The sequence below is a fragment of the Brevibacillus sp. AG genome (assembly GCF_028369215.1).
In the GTDB taxonomy this organism is placed as follows: domain Bacteria; phylum Bacillota; class Bacilli; order Brevibacillales; family Brevibacillaceae; genus Brevibacillus; species Brevibacillus porteri.
The window spans coordinates 1-17,597 of sequence record NZ_JAQMYO010000015.1 but is presented as its reverse complement, the minus strand read 5'-3'; the positions used below and the strand labels follow the sequence as shown (position 1 = coordinate 17,597).

General features: G+C 48.3%; 15 protein-coding genes, 1 tRNA gene and 1 other annotated feature. Of the genes, 1 reads left to right on the top strand and 15 read right to left on the bottom strand.

What is annotated here, in order from left to right:
* Positions 1-29: 29 nt before the first annotated feature.
* The 15 genes from POF51_RS27965 to guaB form a co-directional block, all read right to left on the bottom strand.
* Positions 30-106 (bottom strand) — tRNA-Arg (locus POF51_RS27965).
* Positions 107-179: 73 nt separating this feature from the next.
* Positions 180-1,208, bottom strand: a complete 1,029-nt coding sequence (locus POF51_RS27960; RefSeq protein ID WP_069852480.1) for a histidinol phosphate phosphatase domain-containing protein — start codon at positions 1,206-1,208, stop codon at positions 180-182.
* On the bottom strand, positions 1,202-2,002 hold the full coding sequence (locus POF51_RS27955) for a DeoR/GlpR family DNA-binding transcription regulator (protein ID WP_017246872.1): 801 nt from the start codon (positions 2,000-2,002) through the stop codon (positions 1,202-1,204). The genes POF51_RS27960 and POF51_RS27955 overlap by 7 nt, the downstream gene beginning before the upstream one ends.
* The gene (locus tag POF51_RS27950) at positions 1,986-3,005 is read right to left on the bottom strand and encodes an ABC transporter ATP-binding protein (protein ID WP_069852478.1); all 1,020 of its coding nucleotides are present in this window, start codon (positions 3,003-3,005) and stop codon (positions 1,986-1,988) included. The genes POF51_RS27955 and POF51_RS27950 overlap by 17 nt, the downstream gene beginning before the upstream one ends.
* A complete protein-coding gene (locus tag POF51_RS27945; RefSeq protein WP_017246870.1) occupies positions 3,005-3,793 on the bottom strand; it encodes an ABC transporter permease in 789 nt (262 codons plus the stop codon). Before POF51_RS27945 ends, POF51_RS27950 begins: the two co-directional genes overlap by 1 nt.
* Positions 3,790-4,635 (bottom strand): ABC transporter permease, encoded by an 846-nt coding sequence (locus POF51_RS27940; RefSeq protein WP_017246869.1) that lies wholly within the window; start codon positions 4,633-4,635, stop codon positions 3,790-3,792. Before POF51_RS27940 ends, POF51_RS27945 begins: the two co-directional genes overlap by 4 nt.
* Positions 4,636-4,695: 60 nt before the next feature.
* A complete protein-coding gene (locus POF51_RS27935) occupies positions 4,696-5,505 on the bottom strand; it encodes an alkaline phosphatase family protein (RefSeq protein ID WP_017246868.1) in 810 nt (269 codons plus the stop codon).
* Entirely contained in the window at positions 5,495-6,592 is a 1,098-nt protein-coding gene (locus tag POF51_RS27930; RefSeq protein ID WP_069852476.1) for an ABC transporter substrate-binding protein, read from the bottom strand. Before POF51_RS27930 ends, POF51_RS27935 begins: the two co-directional genes overlap by 11 nt.
* Positions 6,593-6,784: 192 nt before the next feature.
* Complete coding sequence (aceA, locus tag POF51_RS27925) at positions 6,785-8,074, bottom strand: isocitrate lyase (protein ID WP_069852474.1); 1,290 nt, start codon at positions 8,072-8,074, stop codon at positions 6,785-6,787.
* 26 nt (positions 8,075-8,100) lie between these two features.
* Positions 8,101-9,708 (bottom strand): malate synthase A, encoded by a 1,608-nt coding sequence (gene aceB, locus POF51_RS27920; protein ID WP_271756531.1) that lies wholly within the window; start codon positions 9,706-9,708, stop codon positions 8,101-8,103.
* Positions 9,709-10,128: 420 nt separating this feature from the next.
* The gene (serS, locus tag POF51_RS27915; RefSeq protein ID WP_069852472.1) at positions 10,129-11,409 is read right to left on the bottom strand and encodes a serine--tRNA ligase; all 1,281 of its coding nucleotides are present in this window, start codon (positions 11,407-11,409) and stop codon (positions 10,129-10,131) included.
* Positions 11,410-11,462: 53 nt separating this feature from the next.
* Positions 11,463-11,688 (bottom strand) — a binding site (T-box leader).
* A 128-nt stretch (positions 11,689-11,816) separates the two neighbouring features.
* The gene (gene pdxT / locus POF51_RS27910) at positions 11,817-12,392 is read right to left on the bottom strand and encodes a pyridoxal 5'-phosphate synthase glutaminase subunit PdxT (protein ID WP_271756530.1); all 576 of its coding nucleotides are present in this window, start codon (positions 12,390-12,392) and stop codon (positions 11,817-11,819) included.
* A 10-nt stretch (positions 12,393-12,402) separates the two neighbouring features.
* Positions 12,403-13,287, bottom strand: coding sequence for a pyridoxal 5'-phosphate synthase lyase subunit PdxS (pdxS, locus tag POF51_RS27905; RefSeq protein ID WP_069852468.1), 885 nt, complete (start codon positions 13,285-13,287; stop codon positions 12,403-12,405).
* 105 nt (positions 13,288-13,392) lie between these two features.
* On the bottom strand, positions 13,393-14,709 hold the full coding sequence (locus tag POF51_RS27900) for a D-alanyl-D-alanine carboxypeptidase family protein (RefSeq protein ID WP_069852466.1): 1,317 nt from the start codon (positions 14,707-14,709) through the stop codon (positions 13,393-13,395).
* Between the two features lie 187 nt (positions 14,710-14,896).
* Positions 14,897-16,357, bottom strand: coding sequence for an IMP dehydrogenase (gene guaB / locus POF51_RS27895; protein WP_069852464.1), 1,461 nt, complete (start codon positions 16,355-16,357; stop codon positions 14,897-14,899).
* A 166-nt stretch (positions 16,358-16,523) separates the two neighbouring features.
* On the opposite strand from guaB, the gene POF51_RS27890 reads away from it, so the two are divergent.
* The gene (locus POF51_RS27890; RefSeq protein ID WP_069852462.1) at positions 16,524-17,537 is read left to right on the top strand and encodes a YaaC family protein; all 1,014 of its coding nucleotides are present in this window, start codon (positions 16,524-16,526) and stop codon (positions 17,535-17,537) included.
* Positions 17,538-17,597: the final 60 nt, after the last annotated feature.

Below are 17,597 nucleotides of genomic sequence, written 5' to 3'. Positions count from 1 at the left end.
ACCTTGATACACCAAGGTTTTTTCTTCGATGGCGTCCCCGAGAGGATTCGAACCTCCGACCTACAGTTTAGGAAACCGTTGCTCTATCCTGCTGAGCTACGGGGACAAATATGATCACCTACTTTCTTATTATATGTGTATATCCATTTTTCGGCAAATCCTATCCGTTCCAGTTCCTATCAGCAGTTCTCGTCTGGAATAGCTGATGCATAACGGATTGGCTTCATGATCCGTTGACGACCGGAAAAAGTAGCAATCTCCGTTACTCCCATTGAATGGAGGATCTCCAGATTCGCCGCCACGTATCTCCCAATATCGTCGGGAAAGTGCGCGTCGGACGAGAGTGTCAGTGGAACACCATGCGCCACCAAAACGTCGAGAAAAGCGGGACTTGGGCACATTTCCTTAACAGGATAACGGTAGTACAGGCCTGCATTGATTTCGGTCGCTGTATCCGTTTCTCTCAAAGCAGTTGCGATCCGGTGGTAATAGGGAACTATCTCTGATTCCTCAGGGCGATAGGAGAACACTTTCAGATTGTCCAGATGGGCAACAAAATCAAATAAATTGCTCCTGATCATGGACTCAACCGTGTGGAAAAAGTCCGCGTATAACTGTTTCAGGTCATGCTGCTCAAACAGATGGCGAGTCTCGGGATTGTCAAAGCCCCATCCTTGCATAAAATGAACAGAACCGATCACATAATCCCACGAAGCGCCTGCCAGCAAGCTTTCCAATTCTGCCTCCCCGCCGATAAAGTAATCCGCTTCGATCCCCAGCCGCAACTCCACACCGCTTGCCGACCAACGCTGCTTCGCTGCCTCGATAGCGACACAAAAGTCATTAAGACTCTCGGTGCATACTTGATCAAGCCAAGTACGCTGCAAGCGACCCAAATCGGTATCACTGAGGTCTAGATACCGTTCAAAATAGGGACGGGCTTCACGAAAGCGGTATAAATGATCGACAATCCCCACTTCCTTCAAGCCTTTGTTTAACGCTTCACGTAAATACAGATCGATCCAGGACGGTTCGTAGCACCCCAGAGACATGCGGTTATTTAATCGCGCAAGACTATCCAGCAGCCAGGCGCGGGTATGTCGAGGTTCAGTAAGCGGATAAAAGTGGTCGAGGGCAGTATTGGTACGGTCGAGCCAACGCAATGAAAAAGGCCCTTCTTCCAGATGAAGATGATAGTCGATCAGCATGTGAAGTCTCTCCTTCCCGGATGTTCGCTTATCCAGGTAGTTTGAATGCCAGACGAAAGCCATTCATCCGGCATCGGTTGGTCACAAACAACCGCGCTGACATCCTGCCAGCCGCAAATACGAAAAAATTGCGTTTGGCCGATCTTGGTTGTGTCTCCCAATACATAGACTTGCTCTGCCCGCTGTACCATCATGGTCGAGCATAGCGTTTCTTCCATGTCATAGTCGGTGAAGCCATCAGCCGTCATTCCTCCACAGGAAATAAACGCTTTATCAAAATGAAAACGAGAGAGCAGCTCGCAGGTAAACGCCCCGGCAACCGATTGTTGGGCCGGATGGGTCAGGCCCCCCAGCATAATGACCTGACCGTTGAATTGATTGGCTTCCAACAGCTCGTTTAGTAAAGAAGCCGCGGGGAGCGAATTCGTAACAATCGTTAATTGGTTGAGGCCTTTTATAGCACGTGCCAATTCCAGTGTTGTCGTCCCGACATCGAGTGCGATGGTATCCCCGTCAGACAAAAGTTCTGCCGCGATTTGCCCGATTTTCGTTTTTGCCGTCTGTTGAATCGCCTGTTTCTTTTCAAAGTGCGGTTCACGCTTCGCCAAATGATACGGGATAGCTCCTCCGTACACTCGTTTTAACAAACGTTGCTGTTCCAATTGGTCCAGATCACGTCGTATTGTCTCCGGTGTTACTGCCAGGTTTTTTGCCAGACTCATCACCTGAATTTTACCGTGGCGGTTCAATTCGTCTAGTATCACTTGCTGTCGTTCTTCAGGCAATAGTGTCATAAAGCGGAATCACATCCTTGGGACCTACATACATTGTTTTTGTTGTGCCTATCTGCTCCTGCTCGAAAGACAGGTGCAGAGTGTCCACCAGTACAGGAACATCACCAATGTTCAGCTCGTAACGGGTAATGTTGCCGAGCATGGTTACTTGAGCGATATTCCCGGTCAAGCAGATGTCCTCCCCAGTCAAAGGCTGTTCGTGAAACGTCTCGGGACGAATTGCGAAACGTTCAACTGCCGGATGAGACAAATGAGGCGCGATTTGGCTAAGCTGCTCGGCAGTCAGCACGTTGTAATTGCCAATGAAGCGAGCAACAAATTCAGAGCGAGGTTGCGTGTAAATCTCTTGAGGACTGCCGTGCTGAACGATTCGTCCACCATTCATGATGTAGATGCGGTCACTGACAGCCATGGCTTCTTCCTGATCGTGCGTAACCAGCACAGTCGTCATGTTTAACTCTCGTTGGATCGTGCGTAGCTGCTTTTGCAAATTTTTACGAATCTGAGCATCAAGCGCGCTAAGCGGCTCATCGAGCAAAAGCACTTTTGGACGGGTGACCAGAGAACGGGCAAGTGCCACACGCTGCTGCTGGCCACCAGACAATTCACGCGGGTAAGCCTGCTCCTTTCCCACCAATCCCACCAGCTCAATCATTTCTTGGACACGCACCCGAATCTCCGTTTTCGAGATTTTGTTCATTTCCAGGCCAAAGGCAATGTTTTGACTGACCGTAAGATTGGGAAAGAGCGCATACGATTGGAACACCATGCCGATCTGCCTGTTTTTTGGAGACACGTCCGTCACATCTTTGCCGTCAATGTAGATCATGCCCGTATCAGGGGCCGTCAAACCACTGAGGATGCGTAACAGCGTACTTTTGCCACACCCGCTAGGACCAAGCAAGGTAACCAGCTCACCTTTTTCAATCGCAAGATCGAGTTGCTGCAACACGTGTTGACCGTGAAAGGTTTTGGACAAGTGTTCGATTTGGACGTAGCTCATTAGGGAACCTCCTTGCGTGCGAAGCTTCGGCGCGTGAATTTTACAACCAGGCCAGTGATGATAGCCATGAGGACAAAATAAGTAACGGTAATTGCGCTGGCGACATGCCCACTTGACGATAGCTTGGCGTATAGATACATCTGCAGGGTTTCGTATCTTCCTCCCACCAGGATGTTAATCAATACGAATTCACCAAACAAAATGGAGAACGACAAGAGCGAGGACACGAAAATTCCAGACATGATATTCGGAACGATAATCCGTACAAACGCCTGCCAGTGGCTCGCACCCAAGAGCTCGGCTGCCTCCATCAACGAACGTGCCTGCAAGGCAAGCAGGCTGTTGCGCGTTCCCTGATATAAATACGGAAGCAAACCGACCAAATACGCCCCGGCGGTGATGATGACCATTGGAATTCCGTTTCCTGAATAAGTACGGATCAATCCGACCGCCATGATGACACCCGGAACGGCATAGGTCAGCATCACCAAAATTTGAACCAGCCTCTCCATCCGGGGAGCGTAGACGATAATGGAGAATACAGCAGGAACAATAATGACAACGGCAACGACAGTCGTCAGAAAGCTGAGCAAAAAAGAACGCCCGAATGCCTGCAAAAATCGGGGATCGGCATACAGCTCCGCAAACCATTTTCCTGTGAGTCCTTCCGGCAAAACCGTGCTATTCCACTCGGTTGCCAGTGAGTAAAGGATGGTAGCCGCGACAGGCAAAAACAAATACAGCATGAGCAACGCAAACGACAAGGATGGCAAACTGATCCGCTTCAAGACAAATCCCTCCGAATCTTCCGCGTCAGCCACTCGTTCACGAGCAGGGCGGCGGCAAGCGTCAGGCCGAGCAGTACAGCGAGAGCGCTACCCAGCTCGGGTCTGGCAAAAATGTCGCCAGATACTAACGCACCAATCCGAATGGGCACCAGATTGTAGTTGCTCCCGGTGAGCGCGTAGGCAGAAGCATACGCACCCATTGCGTTGGCAAACAGAATGCTGAATGTGCCGACGATGCCTGGAAGCAGTACCGGAAAACCGATTCTCAACCAAAACTTCGAGGGACTGGCCCCAAGCAGCTCGGCCGCTTCCATCCATTGTTTCTGAATGGCGTTGTACAGGGGATACAACAGCATGACTGCCAGAGGCAGTTGAAAATAAATATAAACAAGCGTTAAGCCGCTCCACGAATACAGAGTAAATGACTGACCAAAATCAATCCCCAGTTGCTTCGCGAGCAAAACAAACAATCCACTGTTTCCCAACAGGACAATGAAGGCAAATGCGAGCGGAATCCCCGCAAAATTGGAGGTTAAGTTCGTAATGACAAGAATTCGCTGTTGCAGTGACTGTGGGAAACGGGTAATCGCATAGGTAGCGAAAACAGCAACGACGATTCCAATGAGAGCAGACAGGAATGAGATGAGCACGCTGTTCTCAAAAGCCTGCAAGTAATACGGATTTGAAAAAATCTCACGATAGTGACTGATGGTAAAACCGCCGCCCCCCTCGGCCTGAAAGCTCCCTCCGATCATGGAAAGCAATGGGACGAGGAGAAACAGAGCGATCATTGCAAAGAACGGAATCGTCGTGACCCAGAGCATACTGACAAATCGTTTCATCGCAAAAGCTCCTTTCTTAGAGGAAAAGACGCCCCCTTAGGGAGACGTCTTACTCAGCCCTCATACGTTCAATGGCTGCATCTCTTTGGAGGGGGAGATGCCGAGCAAATGGCAGGCAAGCGGCGCGACCTGCAATTGCGGAATTGCCTCCTCGCGAATACCCGGAGATATCAGGTTGCTGATGACAAACAAGGGAACGTCCCGGTCAGCGCTAGAAGTGCCGCCATGATTTCCATCAGCTGTCATCCCATGATCGGCTGTTACGATGATTTGATAACCCGCATCGATCCACGCAGGAAGCACATTTGCCAGTATCGAATCTGCCGCCAGAACCCGATTTCGATATCGCGCGGAATCGGCCGTATGCTTATGTCCGTCATCATCGATATTCATGGAGTGGACGTAAAGAAAATCCGGATTGTACCCATTCAACAAAAAGTTGGCGTCAGCAAACAAGTGTGTATCCGGATAGTGATCTTCCCAATAGAACATCCCGTTTTGTATCGGCTTATCGGTGTTCAATTGAATTCGGTCGTGAAACGGATTGAACGGGGCCTTGTTATAAAGCTCGCTTACCCAGCAATAAGCGGCAGCAGCGTTGGACATCCCATTTTTCTGCGTCAGGTGAAAGAGACTCTCCTGGTGCGAAAGCCGAACCGCCTGATTGCTGGAAATTCCGTTTTTCCACACAGGGGTTCCCGTTAAAAGAACCTCGTACAAAGGACGAGAGAGACTGGGCAATTCCGATCGTACCTGGAAGCGAGCCGCAATACCGTACTCGACCAGGTGATGCAGGTACCCCATGTGCGAGATGGCTGTGTCAAATCTCAATCCGTCGAGCACAATCATGGCGAGCTTACTAGCGCACATGGATTAACACCTGCTCTTGCCATAGCTGCGGCAATTTTTTAGCTGTCTCTTCCCAAGCAGTCAAATCGCCCACCGGACGTGCGTTTTTATACATTTCATCGGGGAGCAGCATGGCTTTAGCGGATTCGTCCAGCTTGGCGTTAGCACGAATCGGTCGAGCATAGCCACGAGCCAGATTGGACTGTCCAGCGTCGGAGAGAATGTATTCACGAGCCAACATGGCAGCGTGTGGGTGCTTGGCGTACTTGTTAATTACAGTTGCGTACCCGCTGCTGACTGATGCTTCCTCCGGGATCAGGACATCAAAGCGGTTTTTATCGATTTTGTCCCGGTACCCGAGCGCGTTGAAGTCCCACAAGATAGCGACTTCGACCTCACCCTTTTCTAGATTGGCAAGGCTCGGATCGCTCGTACTGAGCCGCTTGTTTTTTGCCAACTCAGCGAAAAAGTCTATGCCGGGCTGAATATTTTTCTCATCTCCCCCATTAGCATAGGCCGCGGCCAGTACGGCAAATTGTGCCTGATTCGCTTTCATGACATCGCCGATCGCGATCTTGAAGCTGCCGTTTTTCAAATCTGCCCAGGTCTTGGGAGGATTTTGTACCTTTGTCTTGTCCGTAATAAAGGCCAGTGTTCCGGTATAGCCCAGCAACCAATGTCCTTCATCATCTTTTGCCCAGTCGGGAATGTCGTTCCAGTAAGAGGTTTTGTAAGGCAGCGTCAGCCCTTTTTGCTTGGCTAACGGTCCAAAAGCGATGCCTACGTCGCCGATATCTGCTGTGGCGTCTTCTTTTTCTGCTTCAAATTTAGCCAATTCTTCTGCGCTCGACATGTCCGTGTCCGTATGCTTCAAGCCGTATTCCTTTGCGAGATTGCCCCAAGTCTCTCCCCAGTTTGCCCACGTGTCCGGCATACCCACGGAGTTGACTTCTCCCTCCTGCTTTGCTTTTTCCACGATTTGATCCAGGGTCAATTGCGACGTATCCAGAGAAGTGCCTGATTTCGTCTCGGTGGCACATCCCGCAAGCAGAAAAACGGATGTCATGACAACAACGGTTCGTTTCCAGCTTAACTGGTTCCCTCTCATCTTTAAGGCCCCTTTTCGTTTTTATTTGTGTTTGATTCCTTTGTTTTTTCTAAGCTAATCGTAAACAACAAAAATGAAACTGATATAAATGCGTTGTTAAAAAGCTATTAAGACTCTATGAAAAATAGACGTGAACGCAAAAAGTGGCCCTCTGAATACCAGAGAACCACCGTAGTCCTTCGTTTTTCCTATTTAATTATGGGCGAATTGCTCCTCTTCCGTCGACCCGCTAAGCGCAGTCGTAGAGGAATTGCCGCCAGAGATAATCTGCGCGACCTCATCGAAATACCCGGTACCAACTTCACGCTGATGACGAGTTGCCGTATAGCCATGTACTTCGCTGGCAAACTCAGCCTGCTGCAATTCAGAGTAGGCAGCCATTCCGCGGTCACGATAGCCGCGCGCCAGTTCAAACATGCTGTAATTCAGGGAGTGGAAGCCAGCAAGCGTGACAAATTGGAACTTGTAGCCCATCTCGCCGATCTCTTCCTGGAAGCGAGCGATGGTCTGTTCATCCAGCTTCTTTTTCCAGTTGAAAGAAGGAGAGCAATTGTACGCTAACAGCTTGCCCGGGTATTTGGCATGGATCGCTTCTGCAAAACGGCGTGCTTCCTCCAAATTCGGCTCAGAAGTCTCGCACCAGATCAAATCTGCATAAGGAGCGTACGCCAGTCCACGGGCAATCGCTGCATCCAATCCGCCGCGTAGACGGAAGAAGCCCTCTGCTGTTCGTTCACCCGTCAGGAATGGTTTATCCTGCTCGTCGATGTCGCTGGTAATCAGGAAAGCGCCATTTGCATCGGTACGTGCCACGATAATCGTTGGAACCCCCATTACATCTGCCGCAAATCGTGCGGAAATCAGGTTACGGACGGCTGCTTGCGTCGGAATCAGTACCTTCCCACCCATATGGCCGCATTTTTTCTCGGAAGCCAGCTGGTCTTCAAAATGCACCCCCGCTGCGCCCGCTTCAATCATACCCTTCATCAATTCGAAGACGTTCAGTGGCCCACCAAAGCCCGCTTCTGCATCTGCTACGATCGGAGCAAACCAATTCGTCTCGGTACCCCCTTCTGATTGATCGATCTGATCAGCCCGTTGCAATGCCTGATTAATTCTTTTTACGACTTGGGGAACACTGTTTGCCGGGTAGAGGCTTTGATCAGGATACATCTGACCAGACAGATTGGCATCGGCCGCTACCTGCCAGCCACTCAAATAAATCGCTTTTAATCCTGCCTTTACCTGCTGAATCGCTTGATTCCCGGTCAAAGCCCCCAACGCTTTAATATGGTGCTCGGTATGCAAGAGGCTCCACAGACGCTCTGCCCCTAGACGAGCCAGTGTATGTTCGATTTGTACGGAACCGCGCAGACGAACGACATCTTCTGCCGTATATGGACGTGTAATTCCTTCAAAACGCTCGCCTTGCCAGCTTTGCTCCACCTGTTGAATTGCTTCTTGCTTGTTTGCTTTCGTCATTTTCATTTCCCCCACTCTTTTTATTTTTACAAATAGCGATAACCCGGTACAGTTAGGAAGTCTTCGAAATCTTCTGTCGTTACCAATTGCAAGAACAGATCACCAGCAATCGGATACTTGCTGTTGTCGTACCTCTCTTGACCGATTGCTTGCTTGATCGCTTGCAGCTCCTCACTCAACCATTGCTTCACCAAACCTTCCGTCACCTTTCTACCATCCTGCAAGACTCCGTGACGATGACGCATCCATTGCCAGACTTGTGCCCGCGAAATTTCTGCTGTAGCCGCATCCTCCATCAGATTGTTGATCGGTACAGCCCCAGAGCCTCGCAACCAAGCCTCGATGTACTGTATGCCTACGCTTATGTTCGTACGGACACCCGCTTCTGTAATCGTGCCCTCTGGAACTGCCAGCAGTTTCTTAGCGGATACATCCACATCTTCACGTTTGTACCAGATTTGGTTCGGCTCTCTCATCAAGCGATCGAACACTTCCATAGCTACCGGCACTAGCCCTGGGTGAGCAACCCACGTCCCATCATGTCCATCGTACGCTTCCCGCTCTTTGTCAGCGCGCACTTTGGCGATGGCTTCTGCATTTTGTACCGGGTCATTTTTCACCGGAATTTGTGCAGCCATTCCGCCAATGCAAGGCGCCATCCGTTTATGGCAAGTCTTCACGGCCAGCGTGGTGTATGCTTTCATGAACGGAACTGTCATGGTTACTTGGGCACGATCCGGTGTAATGACATCAGGCTGATTCCGCAGCTTTTTGATATAGCTGAAAATGTAATCCCAACGTCCGCAATTCAGTCCTGCACTATGCTCGCGCAGCTCGTACAGAATCTCATCCATCTCAAAAGCTGCAAGAATCGTCTCGATCAATACTGTCGCGCAAATCGTGCCGCGTGGAATATTTAATTCATCCTGCGCGAAAAGGAAGACGTCGTTCCAGAGGCGAGCCTCCAGATGGCTCTCCAGTTTCGGTAAGTAGAAATACGGTGCTGTCTGATTCGCGATAAGAGCGTCTACGTTGTGATAAAAGTAAAGTCCGAAGTCAAGCAGGCTGCCGGAGATCGGTTTTCGATCGAGGAGAATGTGCTTTTCTTCAAGATGCCAGCCACGAGGACGCACGATCAAAACCGCTGTCTTTTCATTGAGGGTGTATGATTTGCCTTCCGGACTGATGTAAGAGATATTGCGGCGTACCGCATCCTTCATGTTGATTTGGCCTTGGATGGTGTTCTCCCATGTCGGTGAGTTGGCGTCCTCAAAATCAGCCATGAAAAGCCGAGCACCCGAGTTCAGTGCATTGATGACCATTTTCCGATCACCCGAAGGTCCCGTAATCTCCACCCGTCTGTCCTGCAAATCTTTGGGCAATGGAGCAACAGTCCAATCTCCTTTACGAATATCCGCTGTTTCCTGTAGAAAATCGGGTAGTTGACCTGCATCGATCTGCAATTGACGCTCCACGCGTTTAGCCAACAATTGTTGTCGTCTATCGCCAAACCTTTGCTCCAGCTTCATCACGAATTGAATCGCTTCTGGTGTCAGGATATCTTGATAACCGGGGTGCATTTCACCGGAAATCTGCACCTCCAGTGGATATGGATTCGTTGGTACGGTAGTCAAAACAGCTCCTCCTCCCTTACTCCAAAGTTATTATGATACAGATTGATAAAATGTTTTTTATTATATAACAGCAAGAGCAAAAAAAATGTCCTTACTCCTGATACCCGCTGCCACTGCAATGGCTGCAGCATACATGACCATCTCCCAAGCAATTGTGGCAAGCCGCTCCGTTGGCATCATGACCAACGCCTCCACATTTTGGGCAATTTTGTTCTCCGTTTCCTTCACATCGATAGCAGTCCATTCTCCATTCCTCCATTTCTGTATTAAAACAATATTCTTAAAATTTGTTTTTATTATATAACAGAGATTAGTACAGTGCAACACGTTTTTTAAAAAATTCCACCTGTATTAGTACACAATATAAAACAGCCCTTGACCCGTTATGGATCAAGAGCTGCTTTCCTTATCTCTTGCTTATTACTTCGGTGCGATCTTGTCTACTCCGCCCATGTACGGTCGAAGAACTTCTGGAATCACGATGGCTCCATCTGCCTCTTGGTAGTTCTCCAAGATCGCTGCTACTGTACGTCCAATCGCCAAACCAGAACCATTCAATGTATGCACAAATTCCGGCTTCGATTTTGTATCGCGACGGAAACGGATATTGGCGCGGCGCGCTTGGAAATCTTCAAAGTTCGAGCAAGACGAGATTTCACGGTATGTGCCACCGCTTGGAATCCAAACTTCCAGGTCGAATTTCTTCGCAGCCGTAAATCCTAGATCGCCTGTGCACATGCTCAAGACACGGTATGGCAGTCCAAGCAGTTGAAGCACCTTTTCAGCGTTTTTCACCAGTTTGTCGAGTTCGTCATAAGACTCTTCTGGTTTCACGAATTTCACCAGCTCAACTTTGTTGAATTGATGCTGACGAATCAACCCACGCGTATCACGGCCAGCAGAACCCGCTTCCGAACGGAAACATGCGCTAAAAGCAGTGTAGTAGCGAGGGAGATCTGCTCCATCCATGATTTCATCACGATGCATATTGGTGACTGGCACCTCTGCAGTTGGAATCAGGAAGTAATCTGGTCCCTCGATTTTAAATGCATCCTCTTCGAACTTAGGTAATTGACCCGTTCCCGTCATGCTCGTGCGGTTGACGATAAACGGTGGGATCACTTCTTCATAGCCATGCTCATTCGAGTGCAGATCCATCATGAAGTTCATCAGTGCGCGCTCCAGACGTGCGCCCAAGCCTTTATAGAAAACAAAACGGCTTCCTGTTACTTTTGCCGCCGTTTCAAAATCGAGGATGCCTGCTTGGCTAGCCAGCTCCCAGTGAGGCTTAATCTCGAAGTCAAATGCACGTGGCTCTCCCCATGTCCAGGCAATCACGTTATCGTCTTCTGTCGTCCCGATCGGCGTGCTTTCGTGCGGCAGGTTCGGGAGGCTCAGCAAAATGAACTCCAACTGCTCATCCAGTTGGCGCAGCTCTTCATCCAAAGCTTTGATGCGTTCATTTACTTCTTTCATTTCAGCGATCAGATGGTCTGCATTTTCCTTATTGCGTTTCATAACCGCTACTTGCTCGGATACCGTGTTACGCTTATTTTTCAGCGCTTCTGCTTCTTGGATGATTTGGCGACGCTTTTCATCTACTTCTACGAATTGATCCAACGCAGAAATATCTTCATTGCGGTAAGCCAAACGGCGTTTTACTTCTTCCAAATCCTGGCGTAATACTTTTACGTCCAACATGTGTAAATCCCTCCGAATCGTATTGAAAAAAAACAAAAAACACCCGTCCCCTGGTAAGGGACGAGTGTTGTATACCCGCGTTGCCACCCTCGTTGACACATGCAGCAATCCTTCATGCATATGCCCACTCTTCCGTCATAACGGGACGGTTCCGGGCAAAGTTGTTGTTCCTTTGCCACTCCGAGATGGATTCTTTCACATAACCGGATCGGTTTGCACCTACCACCGACTCTCTAGGCCTGGCTCTTGTGAAGTACTTGTTCTCATCATCGCATTCTCATTCATGAATACTATTATTGTTAACTGTACTACAGGTTCTATACGTATGTAAAGAGCAGCCCACCTCGATCTTTTCAGAAAAAAAGAAGATCGGCGCCTTTTTGACGGCCGATCTTCCGGTATGACAGCTAGCTTCTGTATTCCTTGACCATGTCGAGAAAGTATTTGTGCAGTCTTGTATCTTCGGTCAATTCTGGGTGAAAGGCTGCTGCCAAATAGTGACCGCTTCGGGCGACAACAATCTTGTCTTCGTGCTTGGCCAAGACTTGACCGTTCTCTCCTACTTCCATGATATACGGTGCCCGGATGAACACTGCCGGGTAATCTGCCGCCACACCCGCAACAGGCATCAAGACTTCAAAGCTCTCCTTTTGGCGACCAAAAGCATTCCGCTCGACTTTGATGTCCATCAACCCTAGATGGCAATCGTCTTGTCCTTGAATCTGTTTTGCCAGAAGGATCGATCCTGCGCAAGTTCCGAAGATCGGCTTGTTCGCCTTACCGAACTCTTGAACCGCCTCCATGAATCCGTACTTGTGCATCAGCTTGCTAATCGTGGTGCTCTCTCCGCCGGGAATGACCAGCCCGTCGAGGTCATCCAGTTCTTCTACTTTTTTGACCGGGACGGCTGTGGCACCAACCTCTTCTAGCAGTCGCACATGTTCTGCTACAGCTCCTTGTAGAGCGAGTACGCCGATTTTCATGCTACTCACCTTACCAGCCGCGCTCTTGCATGCGATCAGCTTCACGAATTTTGGAGATTTCGATACCTGGCATTGCCGTCCCCAAGCCTTTGGATACGCGAGCAATCAGTTCGTAATCCGTGTAGTGGGTGGTCGCTTCCACAATCGCGCGAGCAAACTTCTCTGGATTCTCTGATTTAAAGATACCAGATCCAACAAACACGCCATCGGAGCCCAATTGCATCATCAGGGCAGCATCTGCTGGTGTTGCTACTCCGCCTGCTGCGAAGTTTACGACTGGCAGCTTACCTGTTTTGTGTACCGCTTCAAGAAGTTCGTATGGAGCACCCAGGTTTTTGGCTTCCGCCATCAGTTCATCGTAGGACATGGCTTGCACTTTGCGGATTTGGGACATCATCGTACGCATATGACGAACAGCCTCTACAATGTTTCCGGTTCCTGGCTCACCTTTTGTGCGGATCATGGATGCACCTTCTCCGATACGACGGAGAGCTTCACCCAGATCACGGGCGCCACATACAAACGGTACAGTGAACTCTTTTTTATTGATATGGTACAAGTCATCTGCCGGAGTGAGTACTTCACTCTCATCGAGATAATCTACACCCAGAGACTCAAGAACACGCGCTTCAACAAAATGACCGATACGAGCTTTTGCCATAACAGGGATCGAAACAGCATTCAGTACTTCCTCTACAATGCTAAGGTCCGCCATACGCGCAACTCCACCAGCTGCACGAATGTCAGACGGTACACGCTCCAAAGCCATTACAGCAACAGCACCCGCTGCTTCTGCAATTTTTGCTTGTTCAGCATTTACGACGTCCATAATAACGCCGCCTTTTTGCATTTCAGCCATACCTCTTTTTACGCGGGATGTTCCTACTTGTACCATGTCATTACCCCCTACATCATGAGTCAGAACCGAAACTGTTATGTGGTGTTATGGTTCCTGTTACCGTCATTGTAAACGATAGATGTAGGGGAAAACAACAATTATTTAATTTCCTGTCCCACTGCTAAACAAATTGCTGAAAAACTCTATGATGCTGCGGAAGAACAGACGAATCCAGCTGGCTTCCTCTACTGCCTGTCCTGCTACTACATCAACACCTGCTTTTGTCGCGTCTTCAGGCTGCAAATAATCCGTATCCTTCATGCCTTCTTCTTTCAATACGATCTTACCGACAACCTGTCCTTGCGTAATTGGCGCGGTCAGATCCTGGAAGGTAACAGTTGGTGTGAATTTTGCTTCGGTACCGATCTTTGTAATCATATTTACTTCGCTACCTGTAACGGCTGGAACTGTTACCTCTACACCGTTTTTCACAGGGGCTATTTCAAACCCTTTAACTGGTACATTCTTGTCCATTTGTTTCGTCAGTTTGTAATTGCTAAAACCGTAGTCAAACAGTTTTCTGGTCTCCGCGAAACGCTTTGTATTGCTATCTGTATTCATTACTACACTAATCAAACGCATGTTGTCACGAACAGCCGTCCCTGTAAAGCAATAGCCCGCTGCAAGTGTATGCCCTGTTTTCAATCCGTCTACGCCCGGATAGTAGCTAATCAGACCAGGCAGCATCCAGTTGAAGCTTTTCTTGCTCCACTCTTGTGGGGTACCTGTTCGGAATGTGAAGTTTGTTTTTTTGGAAACTTCCAATGCCTCAGGGAAATCACGGATCAGAGCACGTGCGAGGATAGCCGAATCACGTGCGGACATCAAATTTTCTACTTGATCGGTTTTCACTGAATACGGGCCCAACTCATTAGCTGGCAAACCTGTAGAAGTGACAAACATCGTATTTTTCATACCAAGCTCTACTGCTTTTTTGTTCATCATTTCAACAAAGGCAGCTTCACTGCCTGCGACCTTCTCTGCCAAAAGTACGGTTGCGTCGTTAGCAGAAACGATTGTCATCGCTTCTGACAATTGTTTAACTGTAAATGATTCACCTAAATTCAGGTACACACCAGACGAATCTGAAATTTTCGCGATATAAAAAGCATACTCACTTACCGGGACAACATCATCCCAGTTAATTTTCTTTTGTTTGACGGCTTCTTGAACCAGGTATTCAGACATAATTTTACTCATGCTAGCTACCGGAAGTGCTACGTCAGGATCTTTACTATAGATAACCCTTCCCGTCGATGCCTCAACAAGAATGGCAGACTTCGCTTCCAGTTGTAAATTCGCTTGAGATGCTACAGGGGCAGCTTCCACCTTTGAAACCATTCCTCCCATTGCTGTAGCAAAAACAGCGACCGAAAGGAACAGACCTGTCAATCGCTTTGTCCATGTCTTTCGCTTCATGTAATCTCTCACTCTCCTATTTCTATCGATTTCATTTTTCATGAAACAAGCACACAATTGTAAGTGTACCATAGGTTGTAGGGAGGCTTGAAGCGAGATTCCTCCCATTTCCACATGTTAGTAGCTAGTAAAAATCCCCTCTCTTATTAAAAGAAAGGGGATTTAGGTCTTCCGTACTATTTTTCGCTTAGGAAATCGAGTAGTTAGGTGATTCTTTTGTAATTTGAACATCGTGTGGGTGGCTCTCACGCAAGCCAGCGCCGGTAATGCGAACGAACTGGGAGTTTTGAATCAAATCTTCAATGGTCTTCGCCCCGCAGTATCCCATACCTGCACGCAGTCCACCAATCAACTGATACGTAACATCTGCCAATGGGCCTTTGTAAGGAACACGGCCTTCGATCCCTTCCGGAACGAGCTTTTGTGCGTTCTCTTGGAAGTAACGGTCCTTACTGCCGGCTTTCATCGCGCCGATCGATCCCATTCCGCGATATACCTTGAAACGACGACCTTGGAAAATCTCGAATTCGCCCGGGCTTTCTTCTGTACCGGCGAACAGACTGCCGATCATGATCACAGAAGCACCTGCACCAATTGCTTTTGGCAAATCACCGGAGTATTTAATGCCGCCGTCGGCAATAATTGGAATATTGTACTCTCGCGCTACTTGTGCACAATCGTGGATCGCTGTAATTTGAGGAACGCCGATACCTGCTACGACACGAGTTGTACAAATGGAACCAGGACCGATACCAACCTTCACCACAGATGCGCCAGCTTCGATCAGATCGCGAGTAGCTTGTCCAGTTGCCACGTTTCCTGCGACGATTGTGAGCGTTGGGTATTCTTTGCGAACTGCTCTTACCGTTTCAATTACGCCTTTAGAATGCCCATGAGCCGTATCAATCACCAGTACGTCCACGCCAGCTTGTACAAGTGCTGCTGTACGCTCAAACGTGTCTGCAGATACCCCAACAGCAGCACCACACAGCAAGCGGCCTTGTGTATCTTTTGCTGCATTCGGGTATTGAATTGCCTTTTCAATATCTTTAATCGTAATGAGTCCACGCAGGATGTTGTTATCATCCACCAACGGGAGCTTTTCGATCTTATGTTGTTGCAAAATCAATTCTGCCTGTTGCAGTGTAGTACCGACAGGAGCCGTCACCAGGTTTTCCTTGGTCATAACCTCTTTGATCTTGATGGAGAAGTCATGTACAAAGCGCAGATCGCGGTTGGTGAGAATTCCGATCAGTTTTTGATTCTCATCCACAATCGGAACACCGGAGATACGATATTTACCCATGAGAGCATTTGCTTCTTCGACGGTGTGTTCTTGGGACAAAGAGAATGGGTTGGTAATAACGCCACTTTCAGAGCGTTTTACACGATCTACTTCGCTTGCTTGTTGCTCGATGGACATATTTTTATGGACAATCCCGATACCACCTTGGCGAGCCATGGCGATTGCAAGTCCAGACTCCGTTACGGTGTCCATCCCAGCACTGATCAGAGGAATATTCAGCTTCACATTCTCACTCAATCGTACTCGTAGATCAACATCCCTTGGCAAAACTTCAGATTTTCCTGGAATGAGCAATACATCGTCAAACGTTAAGCCCTCTTTAACAAATTTGTCTTCCCGCACAGTTGAAAGCTCCTCTCGGCGAATGGTTTAAGACAGTTTAACAAACGGCTTAATTTACTGTCAAGAAATGAGTATATCGTTCGGTTATAGATTCAATTAGACAGATAAATCAAAAAACAATTAGGGAAACTTAACCATATTACGAAAATTGCTAAAGGTGGGTATCATGGATAACGCTTGGAAAACATTACGCTATTTTGAGACAGAACCAACTGCACGTAAATATTTGGCTGCCTGCTATCATGACATGGGTGTTGAGCATGCCGAGCGACTAGCTTTTCAACAAAGCTCGCGTTTCCTGTTTCTCTGGAGACAAGCCAGACATTTTTATTCCACTTCCGCTGTTGCCGACTTGTCCATCCAGCCATTACTGCTGTTTTATGGATGCTCTCACTTGTTGAAGGCGATGTTATTGACTCGAGATCCGTATTATCCCCAAAACAGTCGTGTTCTTCAACATGGTGTCACGACACGAAAGCTTAAACGAAACGCCTATATGCTAATGGAGGATGAAGTTCGTCCACAAAAGGAAGGTTTTTTTGCCCAATTAGCTCACGCGTTCCAGCTTGCGCCGTTACAAGATCGCTATTCAGTCCATAACTTATTTTCATCCATCCCCAGCGTCAGCGATAGTTACGGAATTGCTACGGATAAACCACGTAACTGGTTAACGCTAAAGATTGATCAAATCAGTCAGGATGATTTGGTTCGCATTACCTTTCCTGAAAAAACGGACGGGCCCTTATCCTATTCAACTGAGACTTTCATCCAATACATTCGCAGGCTTGCTCCAGCTGTTTGTAACTTGGAAAAACTCGCTTCGGTAAATAACAAAAATATAAAGGAACTGACCCTTCCTCAGTGTGCCCTGTCTGAACTGGATCAACACCCGTTATTTCGTTTGCATCAGAACGTCCTCTTCTTCTGGAATGGGTCTGCTTCTTCTCTACCTCTTCCCGAATGGGCTAGTCATTACTTGCTGCTTTATGTACTCAGCATGCTTTGCCGCTATGAAACGGAGTGGTGGGGAGAGCTGACGATGTCTCACGGACTTGTTGAGCGATATTTGGTCGAACATTTTTTGGATAACCACATGGATACTTTCCCCTCGGTTATTCGAAGGCATTTTCACCGAAATCACCGGATGTCCCTTCCCTCTTTGCCGTCCGATCTGTATTAGTTTTCCTGCCACTGATTTCTCTACACGAAAAAACCTTCCTGCCATAATCAGCAAGAAGGT

What these genes read in the sequence shown, in the direction of transcription:
- POF51_RS27960 (WP_069852480.1), bottom strand. Translation starts at nt 1,208, where the DNA reads ATGCTGATCGACTATCATCTTCATCTGGAAGAAGGGCCTTTTTCATTG.
- POF51_RS27955 (WP_017246872.1), bottom strand. Translation starts at nt 2,002, where the DNA reads ATGACACTATTGCCTGAAGAACGACAGCAAGTGATACTAGACGAATTG.
- POF51_RS27950 (WP_069852478.1), bottom strand. Translation starts at nt 3,005, where the DNA reads ATGAGCTACGTCCAAATCGAACACTTGTCCAAAACCTTTCACGGTCAA.
- POF51_RS27940 (WP_017246869.1), bottom strand. Translation starts at nt 4,635, where the DNA reads ATGAAACGATTTGTCAGTATGCTCTGGGTCACGACGATTCCGTTCTTT.
- POF51_RS27935 (WP_017246868.1), bottom strand. Translation starts at nt 5,505, where the DNA reads ATGTGCGCTAGTAAGCTCGCCATGATTGTGCTCGACGGATTGAGATTT.
- POF51_RS27930 (WP_069852476.1), bottom strand. Translation starts at nt 6,592, where the DNA reads ATGAGAGGGAACCAGTTAAGCTGGAAACGAACCGTTGTTGTCATGACA.
- aceA (WP_069852474.1), bottom strand. Translation starts at nt 8,074, where the DNA reads ATGACGAAAGCAAACAAGCAAGAAGCAATTCAACAGGTGGAGCAAAGC.
- serS (WP_069852472.1), bottom strand. Translation starts at nt 11,409, where the DNA reads ATGTTGGACGTAAAAGTATTACGCCAGGATTTGGAAGAAGTAAAACGC.
- pdxT (WP_271756530.1), bottom strand. Translation starts at nt 12,392, where the DNA reads ATGAAAATCGGCGTACTCGCTCTACAAGGAGCTGTAGCAGAACATGTG.
- pdxS (WP_069852468.1), bottom strand. Translation starts at nt 13,287, where the DNA reads ATGGTACAAGTAGGAACATCCCGCGTAAAAAGAGGTATGGCTGAAATG.
- POF51_RS27900 (WP_069852466.1), bottom strand. Translation starts at nt 14,709, where the DNA reads ATGAAGCGAAAGACATGGACAAAGCGATTGACAGGTCTGTTCCTTTCG.
- POF51_RS27890 (WP_069852462.1), top strand. Translation starts at nt 16,524, where the DNA reads ATGGATAACGCTTGGAAAACATTACGCTATTTTGAGACAGAACCAACT.